Origin of the sequence: uncultured Pontibacter sp., assembly GCF_947492645.1 — a bacterium.
Taxonomy (GTDB): Bacteria; Bacteroidota; Bacteroidia; order Cytophagales; family Hymenobacteraceae; genus Pontibacter.
On the sequence record NZ_CANLMZ010000005.1, the window covers coordinates 62,499 to 84,710 of the forward strand.

Consider the following 22,212-nt stretch of genomic DNA (forward strand, 5'->3'; position numbering starts at 1 on the left):
GATGCTTCTATTAAAAGGCATTTTAACTTAAATTGCGTGCCGAACCTAAGCACAACCTATATACATGGCACGTTACCTTACCGGAATTCAGGCTACTGGCAGACCTCACCTGGGCAACCTGCTGGGCGCAATCATTCCAGCTATAGAACTTTCCAACTCATCTGAGCAGGAGTCTTTATTTTTTATTGCAGACCTGCACTCGCTTACCACCATACGCGATGCCGCCTTGCTAAAAAGCAATACTTACGCTGTGGCAGCTGCCTGGCTAGCCTTCGGTTTCGATACTGACAAGCATATATTCTACCGCCAGTCGGATGTGCCGATGGTAACGGAGCTAACTTGGTACCTGAGCTGCTACACGCCGTTCCCGATGCTGGCCAATGCCCACTCGTTTAAAGACAAATCTACGAGAAGAGGCTTATCTGAGGTGAACGCAGGTTTGTTTACATACCCTGTACTGATGGCTGCCGACATTCTGATGTATGATGCCAACATTGTACCTGTGGGCAAAGACCAGATACAGCACCTGGAAATTACCCGCGACATTGCCAGCTCTTTTAACCATACTTACGGCGAAACATTTGTTTTGCCAGAGGCAAGTATAGATGAGACTGTGATGACGGTGCCTGGTATAAACGGCGAGAAAATGAGCAAATCGTACGGCAACATCATTGATATATTTGAAGCAGATAAGCCGCTGCGCAAAACTATCATGAGCATTGTAACAGACAGCAAAGGCCTGGAAGAGCCCAAAGACCCTGAAAGCGACACGGTGTTTAAACTTTACCGCCTGCTGGCCTCTGCCGAAGAAGTTGAAACAATGCGCCAGAACTACCTGCTGGGTGGCTACGGTTATGGCCATGCAAAACAAGCACTTTACGAGCTTATACTTAAAAAGTATGCTAAAGAGCGTGAGCTGTTTAACTACTACATAAACAACCTGCCGGAAATAGATAAAAAGTTGTTGGAAGGCGCTGCGAAAGCAAAATCAATTGCCGGGCCGGTGCTGGAGCGCGTAAGGCAGAAGCTGGGTTTCTAGGTTTCCTCAATTTTAAAACACAAAGTGCCTGTTAAAGTATAGCAGGCACTTTGTGTTTTTAAGGCCTTATACTTGGTTTCATAGTTTGTGAAATGGGCTGTCAGGTAACTGCAGCTAAAACCCCGAAAATAAAAAAAGCACTTGTACTGCGCGTTCTGCAGTTGCAAGTGCATCAAAAAAAGAAGTAAACTACCGTTATGCTACGTTCTCTTGTATTAGCAAATCAGCGGAGGCGCGGTTTAAAGCAATAGGAATGTTGTTGATCACCGCCGTCCTGATCAGCGTCTGGATATCGTGTTCGTGGCCATGTGGGGTTTCAGCATCGATAAAGAAGATGATCTTATGTACCTCTCCCTGCAAAATTTTGGCCGCAAGTATAATATCTCCCCCACTTGGTCCATGTCCGAAAGGCATCACGCCCAAATCCAGCATGTCGTTTATCAATTGTGAGGTGTTTGAGGTACCAATTAGTTTGTGGTCCCGCAGGATGTTGTAGTTTACTTTTGCCCAGTTCAGCAAATCGTTTTTCCGGCTGTTATGGGCAATCAAGGCAATCGTTGTACTCATATATTTTTGTTTACGCTGCCCCTACCGTAGAGGCAACGGCTAAAGATACTAGAATCTACCTAATATGCAGGCGTGTTTACTATTTGATAACATAACGCCCCGCACATGTACTCACCCTGGATATCTCATTTGATAAAGGTCATACCCTTTTGCCCAGTAGTCCTTTTCTACTTTCTCGAGTTCAAACCCAAGCTTTTCGTAAAACTTGTAAACAAACTGCGATGTGCGCACCATGATTACCTGCACAGCTGTATTTTTCTGTATCTCCTGCAACCGGAAAGACGTTAGCGCCCTGCCAATGCCTTTTCCCTGGTGCGCTGGATGAACAATATCCCATGAGATGCGGGCCTGGGTGCCTTCCTCCAGGTAGTTAATCCCTCCTGATCCAACAATGATGCAGTTCTCCTCCACCACAAAGTAGTGTTCCGCTTCTTTATCCAGGTAGCTCTTAAAATCTTCTTCCTCTTCAGCTGCAAAATAAGCGGGTGTGTTAAGCCGAAGCAGCGCTATAAGTTGCTCTTTATCGCTGGGTCTGTAAAGCCTGATCATGATTCATACTTAAAATTCATACTTATTTTAGTGCTTTTAATGCAGGCTGATGACTTATGATAGGAACCCGCATGGGGCCGAAGCATATCTTATGCACAATATTGGTGGCTGTATTTTTACAATTGATAAAAGATGAAATATATCATAGCTAAATTAAAACCTGCATGACTAGCAATGGCACCTAACATAGACAACGTGCTGGTGCATGAGGAGCCCGTAGTGGTAGCAAGGGTTACTTATGCATTAGGTTGGCAAGAGTAATTTTATTTCTTTAAATATGGGGGCTAATATATTGTGAAAATTACTCATTTTACAAAAGACTGTTAATCATCCCTTTCACTTCGCCTTTTCCAGGAAAGGCGATAAATTTATTGATGAGCACACCTTCCTTATCATATAAAAGATATGCCGGAATAGCCTCGAACTCAAACTGGTTCATGGTGTACTCCCACTGAGCGTCTGTCAGGTAATAATGTTCACTGCCTATTCCCTTAGTTTTCTCTTCCCACCGCTCCCGAGGTGAGGACGTGTCTGTTAAATACACAAAAACAACATCCTTATCATGAAATTCACCCTTTGTACTTCTGAATTCATTCATGGCTGTCAGGCAGGGGCCACACCATGTTGCCCAAAGGTCAATTAAAACAACCTTGTTCTTGTGTTTAGCTAAAATTGTTTGGATTACTTTGTCGGCCGAAACAGATGAGATGTCAATGACAACAGCAGGCGATTTGAATTTGTCTAATGCAGCAACCTGCTGGTTTTTCCGAAATAGTATCTTTGCGATTTCTCCGCCTTTCCAATAAGCTGCTATATGTTCTTTTTGCTTTTCGGTTAGCGGTCTTACTTCTTCATTCAACTGCCTGGCATAAGCATTGGCTGCTAAAACATCGTAGTATGGGCCATGGTCGAATCCGACCAGATCCGACAAGGTAACTTTCACACTTGCTAACCAGGAGGGAATATCGCTTTCTGCTATTTCAGGGAGCCCTAATATTTCATTTTGGAGGATTTCTTTTTGAAACTCCGAAAATGAAGAAACATGCAAATACTGTGGATCATTGAGCTTGAAATCTTTCAGGAAACGATAATAGGTTCGGTCAATTTTTTGTATATCAGGTTTGTTGCTTTTATTATCACTTGTGTTTCTATAATTCAATATCATCTCAGATTCATAATTAAAGACATGTGTTGTATACCTAGTTAAACGAAGGTCTTTAGACAGAACTTCTTTTAATTCATTTGACAGTAATGAATCATTGCTTAAAATCCTTAATCTTTCTGATATACCAGCCTTAAAAAGATTTTGATAATATTCCGTGCTTTTATTATACAAAGGTTCCAATGACCTACCTGATCTATATGTTAACATTTTATTCATAACCTCTAAGCCATGGATCATATCATACTGAGTCATAGTAGCAGGCGTAATGTCAATATTTTCCACTTCAAAATCCGAATTATAAGTAATATCGAGATTGGTAACACCACCACTTGTCAATTCAATATAAAGGGTCTTGTATGGATTTAAACTTATATTTAAGCCAACCAAAGAAACAGCCGTTTCAACATCCACATCAACAGAGAACTCACCTGACTGATCAACGAGCGCTTTATATGAAACAGTCTCTCCCGAAATTGGATGTGGAATAAACACATTTACATAAATACTGTCCTTGCTTGTGTCGTTCGGACTTGTTATGCTGCCTGTTAATGTAGCTGTACCTGCCACTATATTTGTTGTACCTGCTTCTATAGCAGTTTTATCCGTTACCCTGCTAACAGGCTGGTTACATGCTATTAATAACAAAAGGCTTAGTATGCCAAGGAGATTTGTTTTCATCATTTTAGTCAGCATTATTTTGATTTGAACTTGGCAGACCTCCCTCCAAGATTTGCTGGAATGAAATAATTATTTACATGAGGTTTGAACAAGCTGATGGTATAGCAGTTATGCCCAACGGTTAGTACAGGCTGCTGACGAGGCGTAGCCGAGTGTGGAGCCTGTGCAGGGTTATGTGCTTTAGTTTTACTTTTTTAGTTGATTTACTTTGTTACACCAACATGCCTGCTTTAACCTTTCCATATAGAGTGACTACCTCACATAGAATTCTTTTGTAAAGTAGATATAGACACTCTCCGTTACATTTCCTATCTCCTCAGGATTCTCCACTTCCACCTTAAACCTCTTCTTCGCTTCTTCAGCACTTATCTGCTCGACTCTAAAATCCTCCAAACGCCCTCGCACCACATGCTTTCCTTTCCTTTTTGGAAGAACGACTAACTCGGCTTTTAATCCGTTACCATTGACTGTATCGGTCGCTGCGGGGTCTATAAGTCTGTACGTCTCGTCAAAGCCACCGAAGTTCAGTCGTACCTGACTTTTGCTCCCATAGAAGGGAGCATCTAATTTGAAATGCAATCTTAGCTCTTCTCCTAAGGATACGGTGTCATGTTTACTGGAAACCGTCATATAGTGACTGCTGTCAACTATTATTGCGCCAAGTTCATTGTATTTTATTCTCTGGGTAGCTATGTACCTATCCTCAAACCTGATGTATTGGTAAGCTGCTTTCTTTTCTCCATTCTCTCTGTACAGGTAACTCCAACCAACTGGTACTCCTTCAGAATAGTAGGTTTCTTCTTTCAATTTCCCATTCGGGTAGTAAACTTTAAGTATACCTTCTAACACACCATCTCTATAAGCACTTGTTTCTTCAAGATTGCCAAATTCGTCATAGTGAATAAACTCTCCATGTTCCTTGCCTTCCTTGAATAAACCTCTTGCCTTTACTTTTCCATCAGGATGGTATTCTATTCGCTCAGTCAAGCCTGTTTCGCTATCATATATTTCTTCGAATTCTCTGTTATTGTTGCAGGCGACCAACAGCAACAGAAAAGGCAAAAACCGAAATATCGAAGTTAGATTCATCTATTATTCTCTATTACACATAACTACTGTATAAACGTCATCGTGACGTTTATCTGCACTATATGCGGAGCTGCTAAGGCTATTTTAATTGCCTTATTGGTAGCTAGAGTTAACATGCTGCAGATATAAGGCTATATATTTACTTAATACAATATAAGTATAAAATCCTAATATAAAAACAAAAAAATTACCGCACCCACCTTGGCATATAGCCTTGGTAAGTGCGGCAAGTATAAAAATAGCCTGTTGGGCTAAAGTATACAGTTAAAGTTTACTCAGCTGTCCAGAGTACACGCTCCTGGTCGGAGAGTATAAGCAGGATGCGAGGTGGGTTTGCCACGAGCACCAGGCGCATTTCAACACCCGGAAAAGAATCAGATTCTACCCAAACACCTTCAGAAACTTCACCGTCCTCAATCTCTCTGCCATCTAAAGAGCTAGCCAGGTAAGCTGTTGGCAGCAAAATATCAGCGTCCGATTTTATCTTTCCGTGCACATCTTCCAGGGCATCTTCCAGTATATCGCCAAAGTCTTCGTTAAAGTCGTCCTCTAAATCGTGCAGCTCCTCTTCAATATCATCGTAGCGGGCATCGTTATAATCCAAAGAGTTTAGCTCTTGCTTTTTAGCCAGGATGGCAACAATGGAGCTGTTTAGGGCTTCTACGTTCATAACATCAAGTATTTTTTACAAAGTTGTATACATGCCACAGCAATTGCAAGTATTCGGATTGATAATTTGACTTACAGCCTCTCAGCTTTTGTTAAAACATTAAAAGATGTATTTTTACGTAATACATTTTATTTAAACTTTACTACAAACTATGACTACTGATATAAGCACCGCAGAAAAAACCATAACCGATATTTTGCCCTTAAACGGCACCGACCACATCGAGTTTTATGTAGGTAATGCCAAGCAGGCGGCCCACTTCTACCAAACTGCGTTTGGTTTTAAGCTGATAGCCTATGCCGGCCCCGAAACCGGCGTCCGCGACCGCGCCTCTTACGTGGTGGTGCAGGATAAGATCCGCTTTGTACTTACTACCTCCCTCGACCCGAACTCAGACATAGCCAGGCATGTGCACCAGCACGGCGACGGCGTAAAAGTACTGGCCTTATGGGTTGATGACGCAGAGAAATCATTCAGAGAAACAGTTGCCCGTGGTGCCAGACCAGCCATAGAGCCTAAGACAGTATCCGATGAGTTTGGGGAAGTTACCACGGCCTCTATCCATACGTATGGCGATACAATCCATACGTTTGTAGAGCGCCGCAACTATTCTGGACCGTTTATGCCAGGCTATGTGGCCCGCACATCAGAACTGCAGGTAGAACCAGTTGGCCTGAAGTATGTAGACCATTGCGTAGGCAACGTAGAGCTTGGGCACATGAACGAGTGGGTTAAGTTCTACGAAGACGTGATGGGCTTTAAATTACTCCTGACCTTTGATGATAATGACATCAGCACCGAGTATACAGCACTTATGTCTAAGGTAGTGTCTAATGGCAACGGCTACATTAAATTCCCGATAAACGAACCAGCCGAGGGCAAAAAGAAATCGCAGATAGACGAGTACCTGGAGTTTTACCGTGGTGCCGGCGTGCAGCACATTGCCGTAGCCACCCACGATATACTTAAAACGGTAGCAGACCTGCGTAGCCGTGGCGTTGAGTTTTTATACGTACCCGAAACCTACTACGAAGACCTGATTGAGCGCATCGGCCATATTGATGAAGACATGGAAGACCTCCGCAAGTTAAACATACTCGTAGACCGTGACGATGAGGGCTACCTGCTGCAGATTTTCACAAAACCGGTTGAGGACAGACCAACGGTATTTTATGAAATTATACAGCGCAAAGGAGCCAAATCGTTTGGCAAAGGCAACTTTAAGGCTTTGTTCGAAGCCATAGAGCGCGAGCAGGAATTACGCGGTAACCTTTAAGCAAAAACTAAAGTATAGATGCCCGTGAATATTAGGGCACTATGCTTTGATGATAAACCTAAAATCACACCAGCTCTCAGGCAAACGCAGCATGAGCTGGTGTGATTTTTTGTGTGCTTCCTGATATTTAAAACAACTTTCCCTCCAAAGGGAATTCATATACTTTAAAAGTGCGGGCTGATCGGTTTATACGCTAGCTACCTGGCTTAGCATTATTGTAAACCGGCACAAAGCAAGTATAAACCAACGCAGTTAATTGGATTTTTATAATTAAGATACGACATCAGAAACCTATGATGGAAACAGCAATACAAACAAAGATAGATAGCTGGCTGGCCGGCAACTACGACGAGGCTACAAAGAACGAAATAACGGGGATGCTGGAGCGTAACGAGCACGAAGCGCTGTCTGATGCATTTTACAAGGACCTGGAGTTTGGCACAGGTGGTTTACGGGGTATAATGGGCGCAGGCAGCAACCGCATGAACCGCTATACCTTAGGTATGGCTACGCAAGGCCTCTGCAATTATTTAAAGCAAAACTTCCCTGACCAACAGATTAAAGTAGCCATTGCCCACGACTGCCGCAATAACTCTGATGTGTTTGCCCGCATTTCTGCGGAGATTTTCTCTGCCAATGGCATTAAAGTATACTTGTTTGAGGCGCTTCGCCCAACACCGGAGCTATCGTTTGCCATTCGCCACCTGGGCTGCCAAAGCGGTGTGGTGGTTACGGCATCGCACAACCCGAAAGAATACAACGGCTATAAAGTGTACTGGAACGACGGCGCGCAGGTAACTGCCCCTCACGACAAAAACATCATTACAGAAGTAAACAAGATCACAAGCATTGATGAGGTTAAGTTTGAGCCAAACCTTGCAAATATCGAGTTGATTGGCAAAGAAGTAGACGAGGCTTACATGGAGAAAGTGCTTGGCCTTTCCATTTCTCAGGATGACATCAAACGCCAGCACGATCTCAAAATCGTTTACTCCTCTATACACGGTACAGGCATTACGCTGGTGCCGGAGGTGCTAAAGCGTTTCGGTTTTACCAATGTGCACATTGTGCAGGAGCAGGCAGAACCAAACGGCAACTTCCCGACGGTAGTTTACCCAAACCCGGAAGAGAAAGAAGCCATGACTTTATCGCTTAAGAAAGCAGCAGAGGTAGATGCTGACATCGTATTCGCCACCGACCCCGACTCTGACCGTGTAGGGATAGCTGTTAAAAACCTTGAAGGAGAGTTCGTGCTGTTAAACGGCAACCAAACCGGCGCTTTGCTGATGAACTATCTGCTGCTGGCCTGGCAAAAAGCAGGCAAACTAACTGGTAAAGAGTTTATCGTTAAAACCATCGTAACTACCGACCTTATAAAAGATATTGCCGATAGCTACAACGTAAAAATGTACGAAACACTGACAGGCTTTAAGTATATCGCTGAGAAGATACGCGAAGTTGAGGGCCAGGAAGTATACATTGGCGGCGGCGAAGAAAGTTACGGCTACATGATCGGTGATTTTATCCGCGACAAGGACGGTATATCCGCCTGCGCGCTGATAGCTGAGATGGCAGCGGTGGCTAAAGATAATGGGCAGAGCTTGTTCGAGATGATGGTGGAGATGTATGAGAAACACAACTTCTACAAAGAAGAACTGGTGTCGTTCACTAAAAAAGGACAGCGCGGTGCCGAAGAAATTCAGCAGATGATGGCTGACATGCGCAGCAACCCGCCTCAAAGTATAGCCGGCTCCAAGGTAGTAGAAGTTAGCGACTACAAGCTGAGCACCCGCAAAAACCTGCTTACAGGAGAAGAAAGTAAACTAGACCTGGAAAGCTCTAATGTGCTGCAATACCTGACCGAAGACGGAAGCAAAATTTCTGCACGCCCATCGGGTACTGAACCTAAAATCAAGTTCTACATTAGCGTAAACGAGCCACTAAACTCTAAAAAAGAGTTTGATGCGGTAGAGCAAAAGCTGAACCGTAAAATTGAGCAGATCCTGGTAGATTTGAAATTAAAGTAGCCTCTTGCTACAAATTTGTTGCGGCGCGCTTACTTGCTTAAGCTTGAAGTATACTTTACCTGAAAGCAAAAATCCGGCATTGCACTTACGGTAGTGCTGGATTTTTGCTTTTAACATGCTTAGGTCTGCTTTCTGTTAAAGCATCTAGTGCTTTGCATAAATAATTTCATCGCCTGTTCCTTTATTAACTGGCAGTATGACGGCTACATTCTCTTCAGGGACTAAGGCTTCACTTGTAATTGCTTAATAAATAATAACTTATATAAAATAGTGCAATTATAAAATATAGATATGCTAGATAGCGTACTACAAAAAATATATTATAACAACTTTAAATATTTAAATAATTCAATTATATAATCTATGTAGCCCTAGTGCATCCCTATATGTAGCGCTTAAAATATTACGTTATCCATTTTATTAAGGCTGTTCAGCTGCCAAATTAACCCCTTTGCCAAAATATGGATATTAATTAATTCCTAAATGTATAACATATTGCATACTTGAGAGTATACTAAATGTGTTGCAATCAAGCGGCCATTTACCAAGTTTTTTAATACAAAAATGCTACAAATATCAAAGTTATATACTCGTATTCACAGGAAAATAAATCGTATACTTGAACGGCATATACCTTATAACCAAACATATAAACCAACCGGGCACTACAATAACATCTCGGATTATGTAGCGGCAACAGGTGCAGCTTGCGTCGAGGTATACCCTCCAGAAGAATCAACTCTGGACATACCGGAGGAGCTCTTGGTTGGGTCTAAAAACTATAACAGCATTCCTAGAACAGGGGTGCAGCATGCCGCCGTAGTTACTGCCGTAAACAGGGGCAGGTTGTATACCGATGCCACACATTTTGCTGCGGTAATTTCGGAGGATAATAAGGTCATTGGAGATTTATCCCTGCACGTGGGTACTACCCAGCCAGAAGAAAACGGAATTTTCAGGAAAAGTTATTTTACGACTCCCCTAGGCCTGAAAGGCAATGCTTTTCATACTTTAATTGGCGGCAGCGGCGAAAACAACTACTTCCATTGGATGTTCGATTCTCTTCCCAGGATGCACTTGCTGGAAAAAGCCGGCCTCTTACATAAAATGGATTGGTTTGTGGTGCCAAAGCATAACCTGCCTTACCAAAAAGACACGTTAAGGTTGCTGGGTATTCCGAACACCAAAATTGTGGAAGGCCATGACGTACACCATGTGCAGGCCGATACCATGTATGCCTCCACGTTTGTGCGCAACATAGAACATATACCTATGTGGGCCTGCCAGTATCTGAGAGACAAGTTTTTACCTATTGCCCAGAAAATTATTCAGCCGCCAAAGCGCATATACATCAGCCGCCAAGACAGCGACGCACGAAACGTAACCAACGAGGTCCAGGTAATAGCCTTGCTTGAGAAGTATGGCTTTAAGAAGGTTGTGCTTAGCGATTTTACGTTTGCAGAGCAGGTAAGTATGTTTCAGTCGGCGGAGGCAATTGTTGGGCCGCATGGTGCCGGTTTAACAAATCTTGTTTTCTGCCAGAAAGGCACCCAGGTAATTGAGTTATTCGCAAAAGAGTACTTATTAACCCTGTATACAGATTTAGCAACCAAAGTAGGCCTTGATTATAATTACCTGATAAGCCATACTTATCCTAAGGCAACTAACCTGCGCCAGGCAATGAACAAAGGCATACAGGTGCCACTCGACAAACTGGAAGAGTTGGTACAGGGAGTCCTGACTCGCACACCAGAGGTTATGGAGCAAAGCGAACAAAAGCTTAAAGTAGTATAAAAGTATAGCCAAAAGAAAAGCCGCTGGTTTTTAAACGCAACGGCTAATCTACCTTTGGCTATATTTTTAGAGCTGTTTACCTTTTTATACTTTAAGATAACAGTCTATACATCTGTTTATTGCCTTTAGCTAAAATTTATACTTTAGAAAGGTGGTTCCTCATCAAAATTAGATGTTGGGAAACCGCCCCCACCGGTGCCGTCATTCATGCGGCTACCTAATCTTATCGACCCTGGAGCTTCAGTATCAAAGGTGCTGTTTGGCAAGGCGTTAAAACCTCCCATGGCATCACCCCCGAAATCGTGGTCCAGGTTTGTAAACTTAGTAAACTTACCTATAAACTTCAACTGTACGTTCTCCAGCGAACCGTTACGGTGCTTGGCAATAATCACCTCTCCAACTCCTGCTGTTGGGTTACCCATTTCGTCTTCCGTTATACCATAGTACTCCGGGCGGTACAGGAAGCACACCATATCCGCATCCTGCTCAATCGAACCGGATTCACGAAGGTCGGATAGCTGTGGTCTCTTGTCTCCACCACGCGTTTCTACGGCACGGCTTAGCTGCGACAGCGCAATTACCGGCACGTTCAGTTCCTTTGCCAACATTTTCAGGGCTCGTGATATCGACGCAATTTCCTGTTCACGGTTACCGCCACCCTTGCCATCCGAGTTTCCGCTCATCAGCTGCAGGTAGTCAATAATAATCATCTGTATGTCGTACTGCGCTTTCAGGCGTCGGCACTTGGTACGCAACTCACGAATCGAAAGGCCCGGCGTATCATCAATGTAAATTGGCGCCTCGGTTAGCTTGGCGATTTTATGGTTCAACTGTGCCCACTCATACTCTTCCAGGCTGCCTTTTTTAATCTTTTCCGACTCCAGCTCGGCCTCCGACGATATCAAACGATTCACCAGCTGCAGCGACGACATCTCCAGGGAGAAAATAGCTACGCCTTTACCAAAATCTACGGCAGCGTTTCGCATCACCGACAGTACGAAGGCTGTTTTACCCATCGCCGGACGTGCTGCAAGTATAACCAAATCAGACTTCTGCCAGCCAGAGGTAACTCTATCCAACGCCACAAGGCCGGTAGGTACACCTGTCAGGCCATCGGCTTGTTTGCGTTTTTCTTCCAGTTCTTTAATGGCCATGTGCATTAAAGAGCGCATATCGTCGAAGTTTTTCCGGATGTTTGATTCGGATACCTCGTAAAGCTTGGCCTCTGTTTTATCCAGTAGCTCGAAAACGTCGGTAGTGTCTTCAAAGGCGCTGGAAAGCACTTCAGAGGAAATAGAGATCAGATCGCGCTTAATGGAGTTTTCTGTGATGATACGTGCGTGGTACTCGATGTTAGCCGCTGAGTTTACGCGTGTGGTAAGCTGTGTCACATAGTAGGCACCGCCTGCCAGCTCCAGTTCGCCGTTCTCGCGCAGTTCGTGCGTTACCGTCAAAATATCGATCGGCTCCGACTTATCAAAAAGGGCAAGTATAGCTTTAAAGATGCGTTGGTGCGCCTCTTTGTAAAAACTTTGCGGACGCAAAATATCAATCACGCTGGTAAGGGCGTCCTTCTCCAGCATCAGAGCACCTAAAACGGCCTCCTCCAAATCAAGTGCCTGCGGCGGCTTTTTGCCTAACTCCGATACAGCAGGGGCTTTTTTCTGCCACCCGTTGCGGTTGCCTGCAGGCCGCACATTCATTTTCATCTCCTCCATAAGCACAAATTTAACAGATATGCAGTAGAACCTATCTTAATAACCTTGTTAATAATCCACAAGATATCCACAAAGTATCAACATATTAGTGTATAGCTATTTTATTTTAGAGGAGTAATTTTAACTTTGCTTGATTGAGATTAAACCGATTGGCTTATGGAGAAGGATTTGAAGCACATACACCTGATTGCCGTTGGCGGCAGCATTATGCATAACCTAGCTTTGGCCCTGCACGATAAAGGGTTAAAAGTAACAGGCTCTGACGATGAGATTTACGAACCCGCCAAAAGCAGGCTGGCTGCTGCAGGTATACTTCCTGAGCAGGAAGGCTGGTTTCCGGAGAAGCTTGATGCCACCCCCGATGCCGTTATACTTGGCATGCACGCCCGTCCCGACAACCCGGAGCTCAAGCGCGCGCAGGAGCTTAACATCCCGATCTACTCTTTCCCGGAGTTTATTTACGAACAGAGCAAAGACAAGCAGCGCATTGTAATAGGTGGCAGCCACGGCAAAACGTCTATCACCTCTATCATTATGCACGTACTGCAGCACCTGGGCCGCAAATTCGATTACGCCGTTGGTGCGCAACTGCAGGGCTTTGACCGCATGGTTAAGCTCTCAGACGACGCTCCGATCATCATCATCGAAGGCGACGAGTATTTATCAGACCCAATAAAGCGCGTTCCAAAGTTTCATTTATACCATCATCATATTGCAGTTATTAGCGGCATCAGCTGGGACCATATCAACGTATTCCCGGACCCGGACATGTACCGCGATCAGTTTAGAATTTTTGCTGAGCTTACCCCAAAAGCAGGTACGCTTATTTATAACAAGGATGACGAGCAGGTGCAGTTGGTGGCCGTACCACGCAACCCTGCCGATATTGCCTACATTGGCTATGGCGTACACGAGCACAGCATCCGCGATGGCAAAACTATACTGCACACTAAAAAAGAAGGCGACATAGAGATACAGCTGTTCGGTGAGCACAACCTGCGCAACATAAACGCGGCTAAAGAGGTGTGCAAGAAAATCGGTGTGAAGGCGCATGATTTCTACGAAGCCCTTAAAACATTCAAAGGTGCTGCCAAGCGTTTAGAAAAGCTAGGGGAAAACAGTAGCTCCGTTATTTACCGCGATTTTGCGCATGCCCCGTCTAAAGTTAAGGCAACGACAGAGGCTGTAAAAGGCCAGTTTCCGCAGCGCGAACTAGTGGCCGTTGTAGAGCTTCATACCTTCAGTAGCTTGAACAAGAACTTCTTGCCGCAGTACGCCGGCGCGCTGGATAAAGCTGATGAGGCGATCGTATTCTTCAGCCCAAAAACGCTGGAGCACAAGCGCATGGAAATGATTTCTGAAGCAGAATTGAAAGAGGCATTTAAGAATCAAAGCATAAAGATATTTACCGATGCCGCTGCCCTGCAACAGCACCTGTCAAGCCGCAACTGGCAAAATGCCAACCTGTTGCTAATGAGTTCGGGCACTTACAATAACATGGATCTGGGAGCTTTAAAAGAAGTTATACTTTAAAATTATACTAGCTTAGCTATGAAACTAAACTTAAAGCGCCCTATGGTTTTCTTTGACCTGGAAACCACCGGCACCGACATCTGCAACGACCGCATTGTAGAGATAAGCGTGCTGAAGATTATGCCCGACGGAGAAGAGATCCTGAAGACGCGCCGCATAAACCCGGGTATTCCCATCCCATTGGAGTCGAGCTTGATTCATAAAATTTATGATGAAGACGTAAAAGACTGCCCTGCTTTCAAACAGGTTGCCAGGGACTTTGATAATTTCCTGAAAGGCTGTGATCTGGGAGGCTATAACCTGTTGCGTTTCGATATACCGTTGCTGGCAGAGGAATTTCTGCGCTGCGATATTGACTTCGACATTGAGAATAGACATGTAGTGGATGTGTGCCGCGTGTTCCATCAGATGGAGCAGCGCACCTTATCAGCTGCCTACAAGTTTTACTGCGACAAATCGTTGCAAAATGCCCACAGCGCCGAAGCCGACACCATAGCTACGTACCATATTCTGATGGCCCAACTGGACCGTTACCAAAACACCCCTATCGAGGTAGCGGAGGGTGTAGAGGAGTTTCCGGTACAGAACGATATGGAGGCTTTGCATAAATTCACTACCCAGAAGACCGCTGACCTGTCAGGCAGGATAGTGTATAATAACGCCGGCCAGGAAGTATTTAACTTCGGCAAGTATAAAAATGTATCAGTAGAGGAAGTGCTTAAAAAAGAGCCAAGCTACTACGACTGGATGATGAAAGGCGACTTTCCGCTTTATACGAAGAAAGTGCTTACGCGCATCCGCCTGCGCAACGTGCAGCTTTCCTAAGAGATATGGCGTTAAACAAAAAGGGGCTGCAAGTATACTTGCAGCCCCTTTTTGTTTAACGCCTTTGCGACGATCTATCCACCTCCCGTAACCGGGAATTAGCCAGCAAGCTGTTTGTGTCTGATACTTTGTGTGCGCAGTTATTGCCTGCAGCCTTAGCCGAACACTCGCAGCCTGTTATCTTGTTGCCTAAAAAGGTAAAGTAACAGAAGTCGCATCCCGGGCCTGCATTGCACATGTACTTTGGGCTTTTACTGCTCAGATACAAACTGTTGTTAGCGGCAATGTCCAACTGCAACGCCATAGACCTGAAAGCACCGTTTCGGATACCAAGCCCTACCAGGTAGTATGCCGGGTCATCGTCCTTCGTTTCCTGCACCTTCCTGATCATCACTTTATCAACTACAGTACCGTCAGCAAACTCCCTGATAAACGGCTGCAGCAGGTCTTTTCTGTCAACAATATAGTCCACGCTATCAAACACCACCTGTGCCAGCAGCACACCATCATACTTTTCTGGCGCCTCCTCCCCTTCTGCTACTTCAACCGGCGACTCGCTATCTTCCGGAAAGGCCTCGCGTCTGGTACACGCTGTAGCTACAAGAAACACGAACAGAAAGAAAATACTGGCTTTAAGAGCGGCGCGCCAGTTGCGGCCAAGGGTGTTTTTGATCATGTGGATATAGTGGTTGTTTATTTCTTATAGTACTGCAGGGCCTCCGGCATGTGCTTTCTTAAGTCAGCCTGGCGGGTACCTGCACTAGGGTGCGTCGATAAAAACTCTGGTGGTGCCTGACCTCCCTGCGCTCCCATTCGCTCCCAAAACGCAACAGACTGCTGTGGGTCATACCCGGCCATAGCCATAAAAATTAAGCCTAAGCGGTCAGCCTCAGACTCCTGGGTACGGCCATACTTTAACAGGCCAAGTTGCGAACCCACACCGTAAACAGCCATAACTAAGTTGCTGGCCGTACCTGGTTGCGCACCGGCAAGCGCCGATAGCGTTTGCCCGCCAAACTGCTGCGCCAGCGCCTGGCTCATGCGTTCGCTGCCATGTTTGGCAATAGCGTGGGCAATCTCATGCCCCATTACGACAGCAAGGCCGGTTTCGTTTTGCGCTACAGGTAAAATTCCTTCATAAACTACTGTTTTACCGCCAGCCATAGCAAAAGCGTTTACCTGGTCGTCTGCTACAAGGTTAAATTCCCAATCAAAGCCCTGTAACTCGCTGCTTAAATTGTTGGCAGCCATATAGCGCTCTACCGCATTTTGAATACGCTGGCCTACACGCTTAACCATAGCTGTAGACTGTGCATTGTTGGATAGTTTGTTCTCCTTCAAAAACTGATCATAAGCTTCATAGCTCATGGTCTGCATTTCAGCCTCGGATACAAGGCTTAGCTGCCGGCGGCCTGTTATAGGAACTGTTGTACAGCCCACAAACATTACCACAGCTATTACAAAAGCAAAAATTCTATTATACATCTTCTTAAATTTTTAGTGGTTTTAAAACGAATTCAAATTTTGAACCATTTTTTCAAAAACCAATCACAAATACATTAATAAATTATCATATCACTATGTTTTGAGTAGCCGTTCTTACTTCGTTTCACTTGGTTTAGCTACTCAGCAAAGTGCAAAACACCTGTTCCGTTATACGTTTTAATCTTAGTAATATGTTCTGAGAGCGGTTAAGGTAATATTTAAAACTTTCGGGAGTTATAGTACTTAAGGCTAGTAAAGCGGGAGGTGGCGCAGCAGTTACTGGCTTATAGTATAAATTTGTCACTTTTTGAAGCATAGAAACGTTAGAAACCCTATTTTTGAGAAACAGATCACCCAAAGCACCCTTTATGAAGATATTAGCCATTGGCAGGAACTATGCCGAGCACATTGCAGAACTCAAAAATGAAGTGCCCGACGAACCTGTTATTTTCTTTAAGCCAGACACAGCCATACTTAAAAATAACGACCCGTTCTATTACCCGGAATATACAAATGATGTGCACTACGAGGTAGAGCTTTTGCTGCGCATTGGCCGCGAAGGAAAGAACATCGATAAAAAATTTGCTCATAAATATTATGATGCCATCGGGTTGGGCATAGACTTTACTGCCCGCGACCTGCAAGCAAAGGCAAAAGCCAAAGGCCTACCCTGGACATTAGCCAAAGGCTTTAACGGCTCCGCACCTATCTCGGAGTTTTTACCGTTAGAGCAGTTCCCCAACCTGCAGGATATTAACTTCAGGCTGGAGGTTAACGGCGACACAAAACAGAAAGGCAACTCCCAAATGATGCTTAACTCATTTGACGATATCATTGCCTACATCTCAAAATTTATAACATTAAAAAAAGGCGACATTATTTTTACAGGCACACCAGAAGGAGTTGGCCCAGTTAAGATAGGAGACAGATTAGAAGGGTATGTTGAAGATAAAAAACTTTTGGATTTCGAAGTTAAATAAGAAGCGGCTAGCTGCTGCTGCACTTTCATTTTTTGCCACCACAGGCGCTTTTGCACAAACCTTGCCCACTACAGGAGAATTTTTGTTCCCGATAAAACCCGGCGAACGCAATTACCTTTCGGGTACGATGGGCGAGATACGCTCTAACCACTTTCATGGTGGCCTGGACATCAAAACAGACCAGCGTGAAGGCTTGCCTGTATATGCAGCCGCTGATGGCTATGTATCCAGGATAAAGCAGTCTACTTATGGGTATGGCAACATTATCTACATTACGCACCCTACCAACGGGCTGGTAACTACTTATGCGCACCTGCGCGAGTTTGCCAAACCCCTGGCAGACCACGTGCTACAAAGGCAGTATGATAGAAAAACGTTTGAACTGGAGCTGTTTCCGGAGCCGGATAAGTTTCAGGTAAAGCGCGGCGATATTATTGGCTACTCTGGTAACACAGGCGGCTCTGGTGGCCCGCACCTGCACTTTGAGATACGCGATGAGAAGGACCGCCTTTACAACCCGCTGAAGTATAAATTTGCCGAAGTAATAGACACCACGCCTCCTGATATACACAGTATTGGTATAACACCCCTGAACATACATGCCCGCGTGAACAATGAGTTTGAGCGCACGGAGTTTAAAACCACAAAGCAAGGAAGCAATTATACTTTAACCGATACCGTGTTTGCCAGCGGAGTTTTAGGGCTGGAACTGCAGACAAATGACCGTTTGGATGGCGCTACAAATAAAAATGGCACACAAGAGGTAACATTGCTGGTAAACGGTAAACAAGTGTACCAGCATTACATAGACCAGGTGCCTTTCGAGTTGTCGCGCCAGGTGTCGCAGCACATTAACTATGACCAATACAAGCGCACCGGCCGCACTTTCCAGAAGGCATTTGTAGACAATGGCAACGATTTACCGCTTTACAAGACCAATGGCCGCCAGGGCAGGTTTAACGTGCACCCAGACTCTACCTACCAGGTTAAACTTGTTGCCCGCGACTCTTACGACAACACTTCTACCCTAAATTTTGTAATACAAGGCAGAAAGCCGGCTTTCACACAGTCAATGTCGAAAACGGTTAAAAAACCTGCCTTAAGGTACGAGATTGTAGGCAATATACTCAAAGTAAGTGCTACCGACACCAGCTCTACACCGCAGAACATAGAGCTTTACATGGGCGGCAAAGCGCTTATACTTGTACCTAGCTATGTTAAAAACTCGGCAGGTATTGGCCTCTACGACCTACGCGCAGGCGCTCCGGATTCTATTAGATTCTGTGGTGTTTCGTCTGCGCTGGGTGCCGAGCAAGTGGTACCGCCTGCAACAGATTTCACTTTTACAAACAAGTTTGCCAAAGTGCAGTTTAACAAAGCATCACTTTACGACACATTATACTTTGAAACAAAGCTGGAGGGTGATGTTTATACTTTCGGCGATTACTTTACGCCATTGCACCAGGCTATACAGGTTACTATAACGCCTCCGAATGTGATAAAAGACAAGACAAAGGCAGCAGTATACTTCTTAGGCACAGGCCGTGGGCGTGGCTACACCGGCGGCAGGTGGGATGGCAACAGCATAACCTTCAGCACCAGGAACATGGGCAAGTTTAAAGTACTTGAAGATGTAAAAGCCCCTACTATTAAGCTGCTGGGCAAAAGCAAGGAGCAGATCAGGTTTAAGATTGGCGATGATTTATCGGGTATAGCCTCGTTTAACGCCTATATAAACGGTGAGTGGCTGCTGATGAAGTATGAGCACAAACAGGCGCTTATTTACTCAGAAAAACTGGATAAAAGTGTACCTTTGTCCGGTGAAGTAGTTTTGAAGGTGAAGGACATTGCTGGCAACGAAGCCACTTTTACAACAACAATCTGATAACGAAACCATGGCGTTAAACATAGGCGACAAAGCCCCTGCGTTTGAAGGCAAAGACCAACACGGCAACACCGTTAAACTTAGCGATTACCTTGGCAAAAAAGTAGTTTTATACTTTTACCCGAAGGACAATACTCCCGGCTGCACCGCCCAGTCCTGTAACCTCCGTGATAATTACAGCGAGCTGCAGCAACAAGGCTACGAGGTAATTGGCGTAAGCATAGACGGCGAGAAATCGCACCAGAACTTTATCAGCAAGTATGAGCTCCCCTTTACGCTGCTAGCAGACACCGATAAACAGATTGTAGAGCAGTTCGGGGTTTGGCAGGAGAAATCGATGTATGGCCGGAAGTATATGGGCACCATGCGCTATACTTATATAATAGATGAGAACGGCACTATACAGGACATCATCACAAAAGTAAAGACAAGCGACCACGCCAAACAGATTCTGAAGTAACAACGAGCGCAGCTGTCCTTACGGGCAGCTGCGCTTTTCGTATCACATGTACAAGGTTTTATACTTAAAGTCGGCAACAGCATTACATTTACCCGGCCAGCGTATAACGTATAAAGCATTGAAGCAGGAGTAAAACAATTTAACATACAACCATTAAATACCGTGAATCCACACAACAAGAGCATTGAAGAGCTAAAAGAGATTGCAGCACAGGTTCGCCGCGATATTGTACGCATGGTGCATGCCGTAAACTCGGGCCATCCGGGTGGCTCGCTGGGCTGTACAGATTATTTTGTGTCGCTGTACTTTAAAGTAATGAATTACAGCACAGATTTTAAGATGGATGGCAAAGGCGAAGACCTTTTCTTCCTTTCAAACGGCCACATCTCCCCGGTTTGGTACAGCACTTTAGCGCGCGCAGGCTTCTTTGAAGTAAAAGAACTAGCTACGTTCCGTAAAATCAACTCAAGGCTGCAGGGCCACCCGGCAACTGAGGAAGGCTTAGAAGGCATCCGTATCGCATCGGGCTCGCTTGGGCAAGGCTTATCTGTTGCCTTGGGCGCTGCTCAAACAAAAAAACTGAACAACGACAACAGCCTTGTTTATGTATTGATGGGTGACGGTGAAGTAGAAGAAGGCCAGGTTTGGGAAGCTGCCATGTATGCTGCACATCACAAAATTGACAACGTAATTGCCACTATCGACAGAAACGGCCAGCAAATAGACGGCTCTACAAACGAGGTAATGGGCTTAGGCGACCTGAAAGCTAAATTTGAAGCATTCGGCTGGCATGTGATAGAGGCTAACGGCAACAATTTTGAAACGCTGTTACCAGCGCTTGATGAGGCAAAGAAAAGCTCAGGCCACGGAAAACCAGTTCTTATGCTGATGGATACAGAAATGGGTTACGGGGTAGACTTTATGATGGGATCGCACAAGTGGCATGGCGTTGCACCAAACGACGAGCAGCTGCAAATTGCCCTGCAGCAGTTAGCTGTACAGCAAGCTTCTGACTATTAATATACCTATAGTATAAATTGCCTTTGCTTACGCGATTAGCTTGATACTGGATGTTTAACTGGTGCAAACCTTTGGCAGTACTGCTTGTCTTGCTGATTTTATCGGCAGGCGGGGCAGCTATTGCCCAGGAGAAAAAGCAGCAGCCTAAAACACGCATCCTTTTCTTGCTTGATGCTTCGGGAAGTATGCTGGCCAAGTGGGAAGACAGCGATCGCATGAGCGTTGCTAAAAACCTGCTGGCCCACCTTGTGGATTCTCTGGAAAGTTACGATAATGTGGAGGTAGCACTACGGGTATACGGTCACCAGTTTGGGCGTGAGCGCAACGACTGCAAAGACACTAAGCTGGAAGTGCCCTTTACACCGGAGAATAACAGCAACGCTATCCGTAAAAAGCTGGAGCAGATAGTACCGCGCGGCAACACGCCTATTACCTACTCGCTACAGCAAACAGCAAATGATTTTCCGGCTGATAAAGCCAGGAACGTCATTATTCTGATTACTGATGGCTTGGAGTCTTGCGGCGGCGACCCATGTGCTGTTTCGCTGGCATTGCAAAAGAACCGGATTTTTCTGAGGCCTTTTGTAATTGGCATAGGCATAGATCCCCAGTACGAGCAGCAGTTAAGTTGCATTGGCCAGTACTTTAATGCTGCCGATGTAAAAACCTTTGAAAATGTTCTGACGGAAATCGTGACGCAAACACTTAGCGAGACAACCGTGAGCGTGGAACTGTTGGACGAACAAAACCGACCGGTAGAAACCAACTTGAACATGACCTTTGTAAACGCTGTAACAGGCAGCACAGAGTATAACTTCGTGCATTACAAAGACAGCAAAGGAAAAGCAGATGTGCTGGAAATTGATGCGCTTGTACCCTACAACCTGGTAGTAAACACAACGCCTGTTGTAGTGGAAAAGAACCTGCAAATCAAGCCGGGTAAGCATAATGTTATCAGGGTAAAATCTCCCCAGGGCGAGTTATACTTACGCCAGGATGGCCCCTCCCCTTACGGAACTCTGATGGCTATCGTAAGACAGCATGGCTCGGACCAAACCCTGCATGTACAGGCTTTTGGCAACAGGCATAAGTACCTTACCGGAAAGTATGATCTGGAGATACTCACGCTGCCTCGCATCTATCTTGAAGGTGCACAGGTAAAACAGGGAGAGGCCAATACCATTACTATTCCACCGCCGGGGCAACTGGCTATACCCTCGCAAATGCAGGGATATGGCAGCATTTACGAAGTTGACGAAGCAGGCAGGCAAAGCTGGGTGTGTAATTTACCCGAAGACAACAGCAGAGTAACCGTGGCCTTACAGCCCGGCAAGTATAGATTAGTTTACCGCATGAAATCTGCCCAGGCAAGTAAATTTACTGATGTACAGGATTTTACGATCAGGTCTGGGGCAACAACAAACGTTAAAATTTTCAATAGATAAAGAAACA

19 protein-coding genes are annotated in these 22,212 nt (G+C 45.1%); 11 read left to right on the forward strand and 8 right to left on the reverse strand.

Features of this window, described 5'->3' with window-relative positions:
• The first annotated feature begins 64 nt into the window (after window positions 1-64).
• Window positions 65-1,039 carry a tryptophan--tRNA ligase gene (gene trpS, locus Q1A23_RS05595; RefSeq protein ID WP_299820718.1) on the forward strand — a complete coding sequence of 325 codons (975 nt, stop codon included), beginning with the start codon at window positions 65-67 and terminating at the stop codon, window positions 1,037-1,039.
• A gap of 195 nt (window positions 1,040-1,234) precedes the next feature.
• On the opposite strand, the gene Q1A23_RS05600 is transcribed toward trpS, so the two are convergent.
• From Q1A23_RS05600 to Q1A23_RS05620, 5 genes are all read right to left on the reverse strand, one after another.
• Window positions 1,235-1,606: a methylglyoxal synthase gene (locus Q1A23_RS05600; RefSeq protein WP_299820720.1), complete on the reverse strand. Its 372-nt coding sequence runs from the start codon at window positions 1,604-1,606 to the stop codon at window positions 1,235-1,237.
• A 111-nt stretch (window positions 1,607-1,717) separates the two neighbouring features.
• On the reverse strand, window positions 1,718-2,155 hold the full coding sequence (locus Q1A23_RS05605; protein WP_299820723.1) for a GNAT family N-acetyltransferase: 438 nt from the start codon (window positions 2,153-2,155) through the stop codon (window positions 1,718-1,720).
• Window positions 2,156-2,465: 310 nt separating this feature from the next.
• Window positions 2,466-4,001 (reverse strand): TlpA disulfide reductase family protein, encoded by a 1,536-nt coding sequence (locus Q1A23_RS05610; protein ID WP_299820726.1) that lies wholly within the window; start codon window positions 3,999-4,001, stop codon window positions 2,466-2,468.
• A gap of 249 nt (window positions 4,002-4,250) precedes the next feature.
• Window positions 4,251-5,087, reverse strand: coding sequence for a hypothetical protein (locus Q1A23_RS05615; protein ID WP_299820729.1), 837 nt, complete (start codon window positions 5,085-5,087; stop codon window positions 4,251-4,253).
• Window positions 5,088-5,358: 271 nt separating this feature from the next.
• Window positions 5,359-5,757 carry a hypothetical protein gene (locus tag Q1A23_RS05620; RefSeq protein WP_299820732.1) on the reverse strand — a complete coding sequence of 133 codons (399 nt, stop codon included), beginning with the start codon at window positions 5,755-5,757 and terminating at the stop codon, window positions 5,359-5,361.
• A 151-nt stretch (window positions 5,758-5,908) separates the two neighbouring features.
• On the opposite strand from Q1A23_RS05620, the gene hppD reads away from it, so the two are divergent.
• The 3 genes from hppD to Q1A23_RS05635 all read left to right on the forward strand — a co-directional run bounded on the left by hppD (window position 5,909) and on the right by Q1A23_RS05635 (window position 10,854).
• Window positions 5,909-7,033 carry a 4-hydroxyphenylpyruvate dioxygenase gene (gene hppD / locus Q1A23_RS05625; protein ID WP_299820735.1) on the forward strand — a complete coding sequence of 375 codons (1,125 nt, stop codon included), beginning with the start codon at window positions 5,909-5,911 and terminating at the stop codon, window positions 7,031-7,033.
• Window positions 7,034-7,326: 293 nt separating this feature from the next.
• The gene (locus tag Q1A23_RS05630; protein ID WP_299820738.1) at window positions 7,327-9,060 is read left to right on the forward strand and encodes a phospho-sugar mutase; all 1,734 of its coding nucleotides are present in this window, start codon (window positions 7,327-7,329) and stop codon (window positions 9,058-9,060) included.
• Window positions 9,061-9,624: 564 nt separating this feature from the next.
• On the forward strand, window positions 9,625-10,854 hold the full coding sequence (locus tag Q1A23_RS05635) for a glycosyltransferase family 61 protein (protein ID WP_299820741.1): 1,230 nt from the start codon (window positions 9,625-9,627) through the stop codon (window positions 10,852-10,854).
• Between the two features lie 143 nt (window positions 10,855-10,997).
• On the opposite strand, the gene dnaB is transcribed toward Q1A23_RS05635, so the two are convergent.
• Window positions 10,998-12,572, reverse strand: a complete 1,575-nt coding sequence (dnaB, locus tag Q1A23_RS05640) for a replicative DNA helicase (protein WP_299820743.1) — start codon at window positions 12,570-12,572, stop codon at window positions 10,998-11,000.
• A gap of 156 nt (window positions 12,573-12,728) precedes the next feature.
• On the opposite strand from dnaB, the gene Q1A23_RS05645 reads away from it, so the two are divergent.
• Window positions 12,729-14,105: a Mur ligase family protein gene (locus Q1A23_RS05645; RefSeq protein ID WP_299820745.1), complete on the forward strand. Its 1,377-nt coding sequence runs from the start codon at window positions 12,729-12,731 to the stop codon at window positions 14,103-14,105.
• 18 nt (window positions 14,106-14,123) lie between these two features.
• On the forward strand, window positions 14,124-14,930 hold the full coding sequence (locus Q1A23_RS05650; RefSeq protein ID WP_299820747.1) for a 3'-5' exonuclease: 807 nt from the start codon (window positions 14,124-14,126) through the stop codon (window positions 14,928-14,930).
• Between the two features lie 55 nt (window positions 14,931-14,985).
• Here Q1A23_RS05650 and Q1A23_RS05655 read toward each other — a convergent pair whose 3' ends face one another.
• A complete protein-coding gene (locus Q1A23_RS05655) occupies window positions 14,986-15,606 on the reverse strand; it encodes a hypothetical protein (RefSeq protein ID WP_299820750.1) in 621 nt (206 codons plus the stop codon).
• A gap of 17 nt (window positions 15,607-15,623) precedes the next feature.
• Window positions 15,624-16,415 (reverse strand): M48 family metallopeptidase, encoded by a 792-nt coding sequence (locus tag Q1A23_RS05660; RefSeq protein WP_299820753.1) that lies wholly within the window; start codon window positions 16,413-16,415, stop codon window positions 15,624-15,626.
• A 368-nt stretch (window positions 16,416-16,783) separates the two neighbouring features.
• On the opposite strand from Q1A23_RS05660, the gene Q1A23_RS05665 reads away from it, so the two are divergent.
• The 5 genes from Q1A23_RS05665 to Q1A23_RS05685 all read left to right on the forward strand — a co-directional run bounded on the left by Q1A23_RS05665 (window position 16,784) and on the right by Q1A23_RS05685 (window position 22,205).
• Window positions 16,784-17,395, forward strand: coding sequence for a fumarylacetoacetate hydrolase family protein (locus tag Q1A23_RS05665; protein ID WP_299820756.1), 612 nt, complete (start codon window positions 16,784-16,786; stop codon window positions 17,393-17,395).
• Window positions 17,355-19,280 (forward strand): M23 family metallopeptidase, encoded by a 1,926-nt coding sequence (locus Q1A23_RS05670; protein ID WP_299820759.1) that lies wholly within the window; start codon window positions 17,355-17,357, stop codon window positions 19,278-19,280. Before Q1A23_RS05665 ends, Q1A23_RS05670 begins: the two co-directional genes overlap by 41 nt.
• A 10-nt stretch (window positions 19,281-19,290) precedes the next feature.
• Window positions 19,291-19,740, forward strand: a complete 450-nt coding sequence (gene bcp / locus Q1A23_RS05675; protein ID WP_299820762.1) for a thioredoxin-dependent thiol peroxidase — start codon at window positions 19,291-19,293, stop codon at window positions 19,738-19,740.
• A 162-nt stretch (window positions 19,741-19,902) separates the two neighbouring features.
• The gene (locus tag Q1A23_RS05680) at window positions 19,903-20,760 is read left to right on the forward strand and encodes a transketolase (protein WP_299820764.1); all 858 of its coding nucleotides are present in this window, start codon (window positions 19,903-19,905) and stop codon (window positions 20,758-20,760) included.
• A 71-nt stretch (window positions 20,761-20,831) separates the two neighbouring features.
• Complete coding sequence (locus tag Q1A23_RS05685) at window positions 20,832-22,205, forward strand: VWA domain-containing protein (RefSeq protein WP_299820767.1); 1,374 nt, start codon at window positions 20,832-20,834, stop codon at window positions 22,203-22,205.
• Window positions 22,206-22,212 lie beyond the last annotated feature (7 nt).

Bases quoted from the DNA above. Each gene is read 5' to 3' on its own strand.
- trpS (WP_299820718.1), top strand. From the start codon at position 65: ATGGCACGTTACCTTACCGGAATTCAGGCTACTGGCAGACCTCACCTG.
- Q1A23_RS05600 (WP_299820720.1), bottom strand. From the start codon at position 1,606: ATGAGTACAACGATTGCCTTGATTGCCCATAACAGCCGGAAAAACGAT.
- Q1A23_RS05605 (WP_299820723.1), bottom strand. From the start codon at position 2,155: ATGATCAGGCTTTACAGACCCAGCGATAAAGAGCAACTTATAGCGCTG.
- Q1A23_RS05610 (WP_299820726.1), bottom strand. From the start codon at position 4,001: ATGATGAAAACAAATCTCCTTGGCATACTAAGCCTTTTGTTATTAATA.
- Q1A23_RS05615 (WP_299820729.1), bottom strand. From the start codon at position 5,087: ATGAATCTAACTTCGATATTTCGGTTTTTGCCTTTTCTGTTGCTGTTG.
- Q1A23_RS05620 (WP_299820732.1), bottom strand. From the start codon at position 5,757: ATGAACGTAGAAGCCCTAAACAGCTCCATTGTTGCCATCCTGGCTAAA.
- hppD (WP_299820735.1), top strand. From the start codon at position 5,909: ATGACTACTGATATAAGCACCGCAGAAAAAACCATAACCGATATTTTG.
- Q1A23_RS05630 (WP_299820738.1), top strand. From the start codon at position 7,327: ATGATGGAAACAGCAATACAAACAAAGATAGATAGCTGGCTGGCCGGC.
- Q1A23_RS05635 (WP_299820741.1), top strand. From the start codon at position 9,625: ATGCTACAAATATCAAAGTTATATACTCGTATTCACAGGAAAATAAAT.
- dnaB (WP_299820743.1), bottom strand. From the start codon at position 12,572: ATGGAGGAGATGAAAATGAATGTGCGGCCTGCAGGCAACCGCAACGGG.
- Q1A23_RS05645 (WP_299820745.1), top strand. From the start codon at position 12,729: ATGGAGAAGGATTTGAAGCACATACACCTGATTGCCGTTGGCGGCAGC.
- Q1A23_RS05650 (WP_299820747.1), top strand. From the start codon at position 14,124: ATGAAACTAAACTTAAAGCGCCCTATGGTTTTCTTTGACCTGGAAACC.
- Q1A23_RS05655 (WP_299820750.1), bottom strand. From the start codon at position 15,606: ATGATCAAAAACACCCTTGGCCGCAACTGGCGCGCCGCTCTTAAAGCC.
- Q1A23_RS05660 (WP_299820753.1), bottom strand. From the start codon at position 16,415: ATGTATAATAGAATTTTTGCTTTTGTAATAGCTGTGGTAATGTTTGTG.
- Q1A23_RS05665 (WP_299820756.1), top strand. From the start codon at position 16,784: ATGAAGATATTAGCCATTGGCAGGAACTATGCCGAGCACATTGCAGAA.
- Q1A23_RS05670 (WP_299820759.1), top strand. From the start codon at position 17,355: ATGTTGAAGATAAAAAACTTTTGGATTTCGAAGTTAAATAAGAAGCGG.
- bcp (WP_299820762.1), top strand. From the start codon at position 19,291: ATGGCGTTAAACATAGGCGACAAAGCCCCTGCGTTTGAAGGCAAAGAC.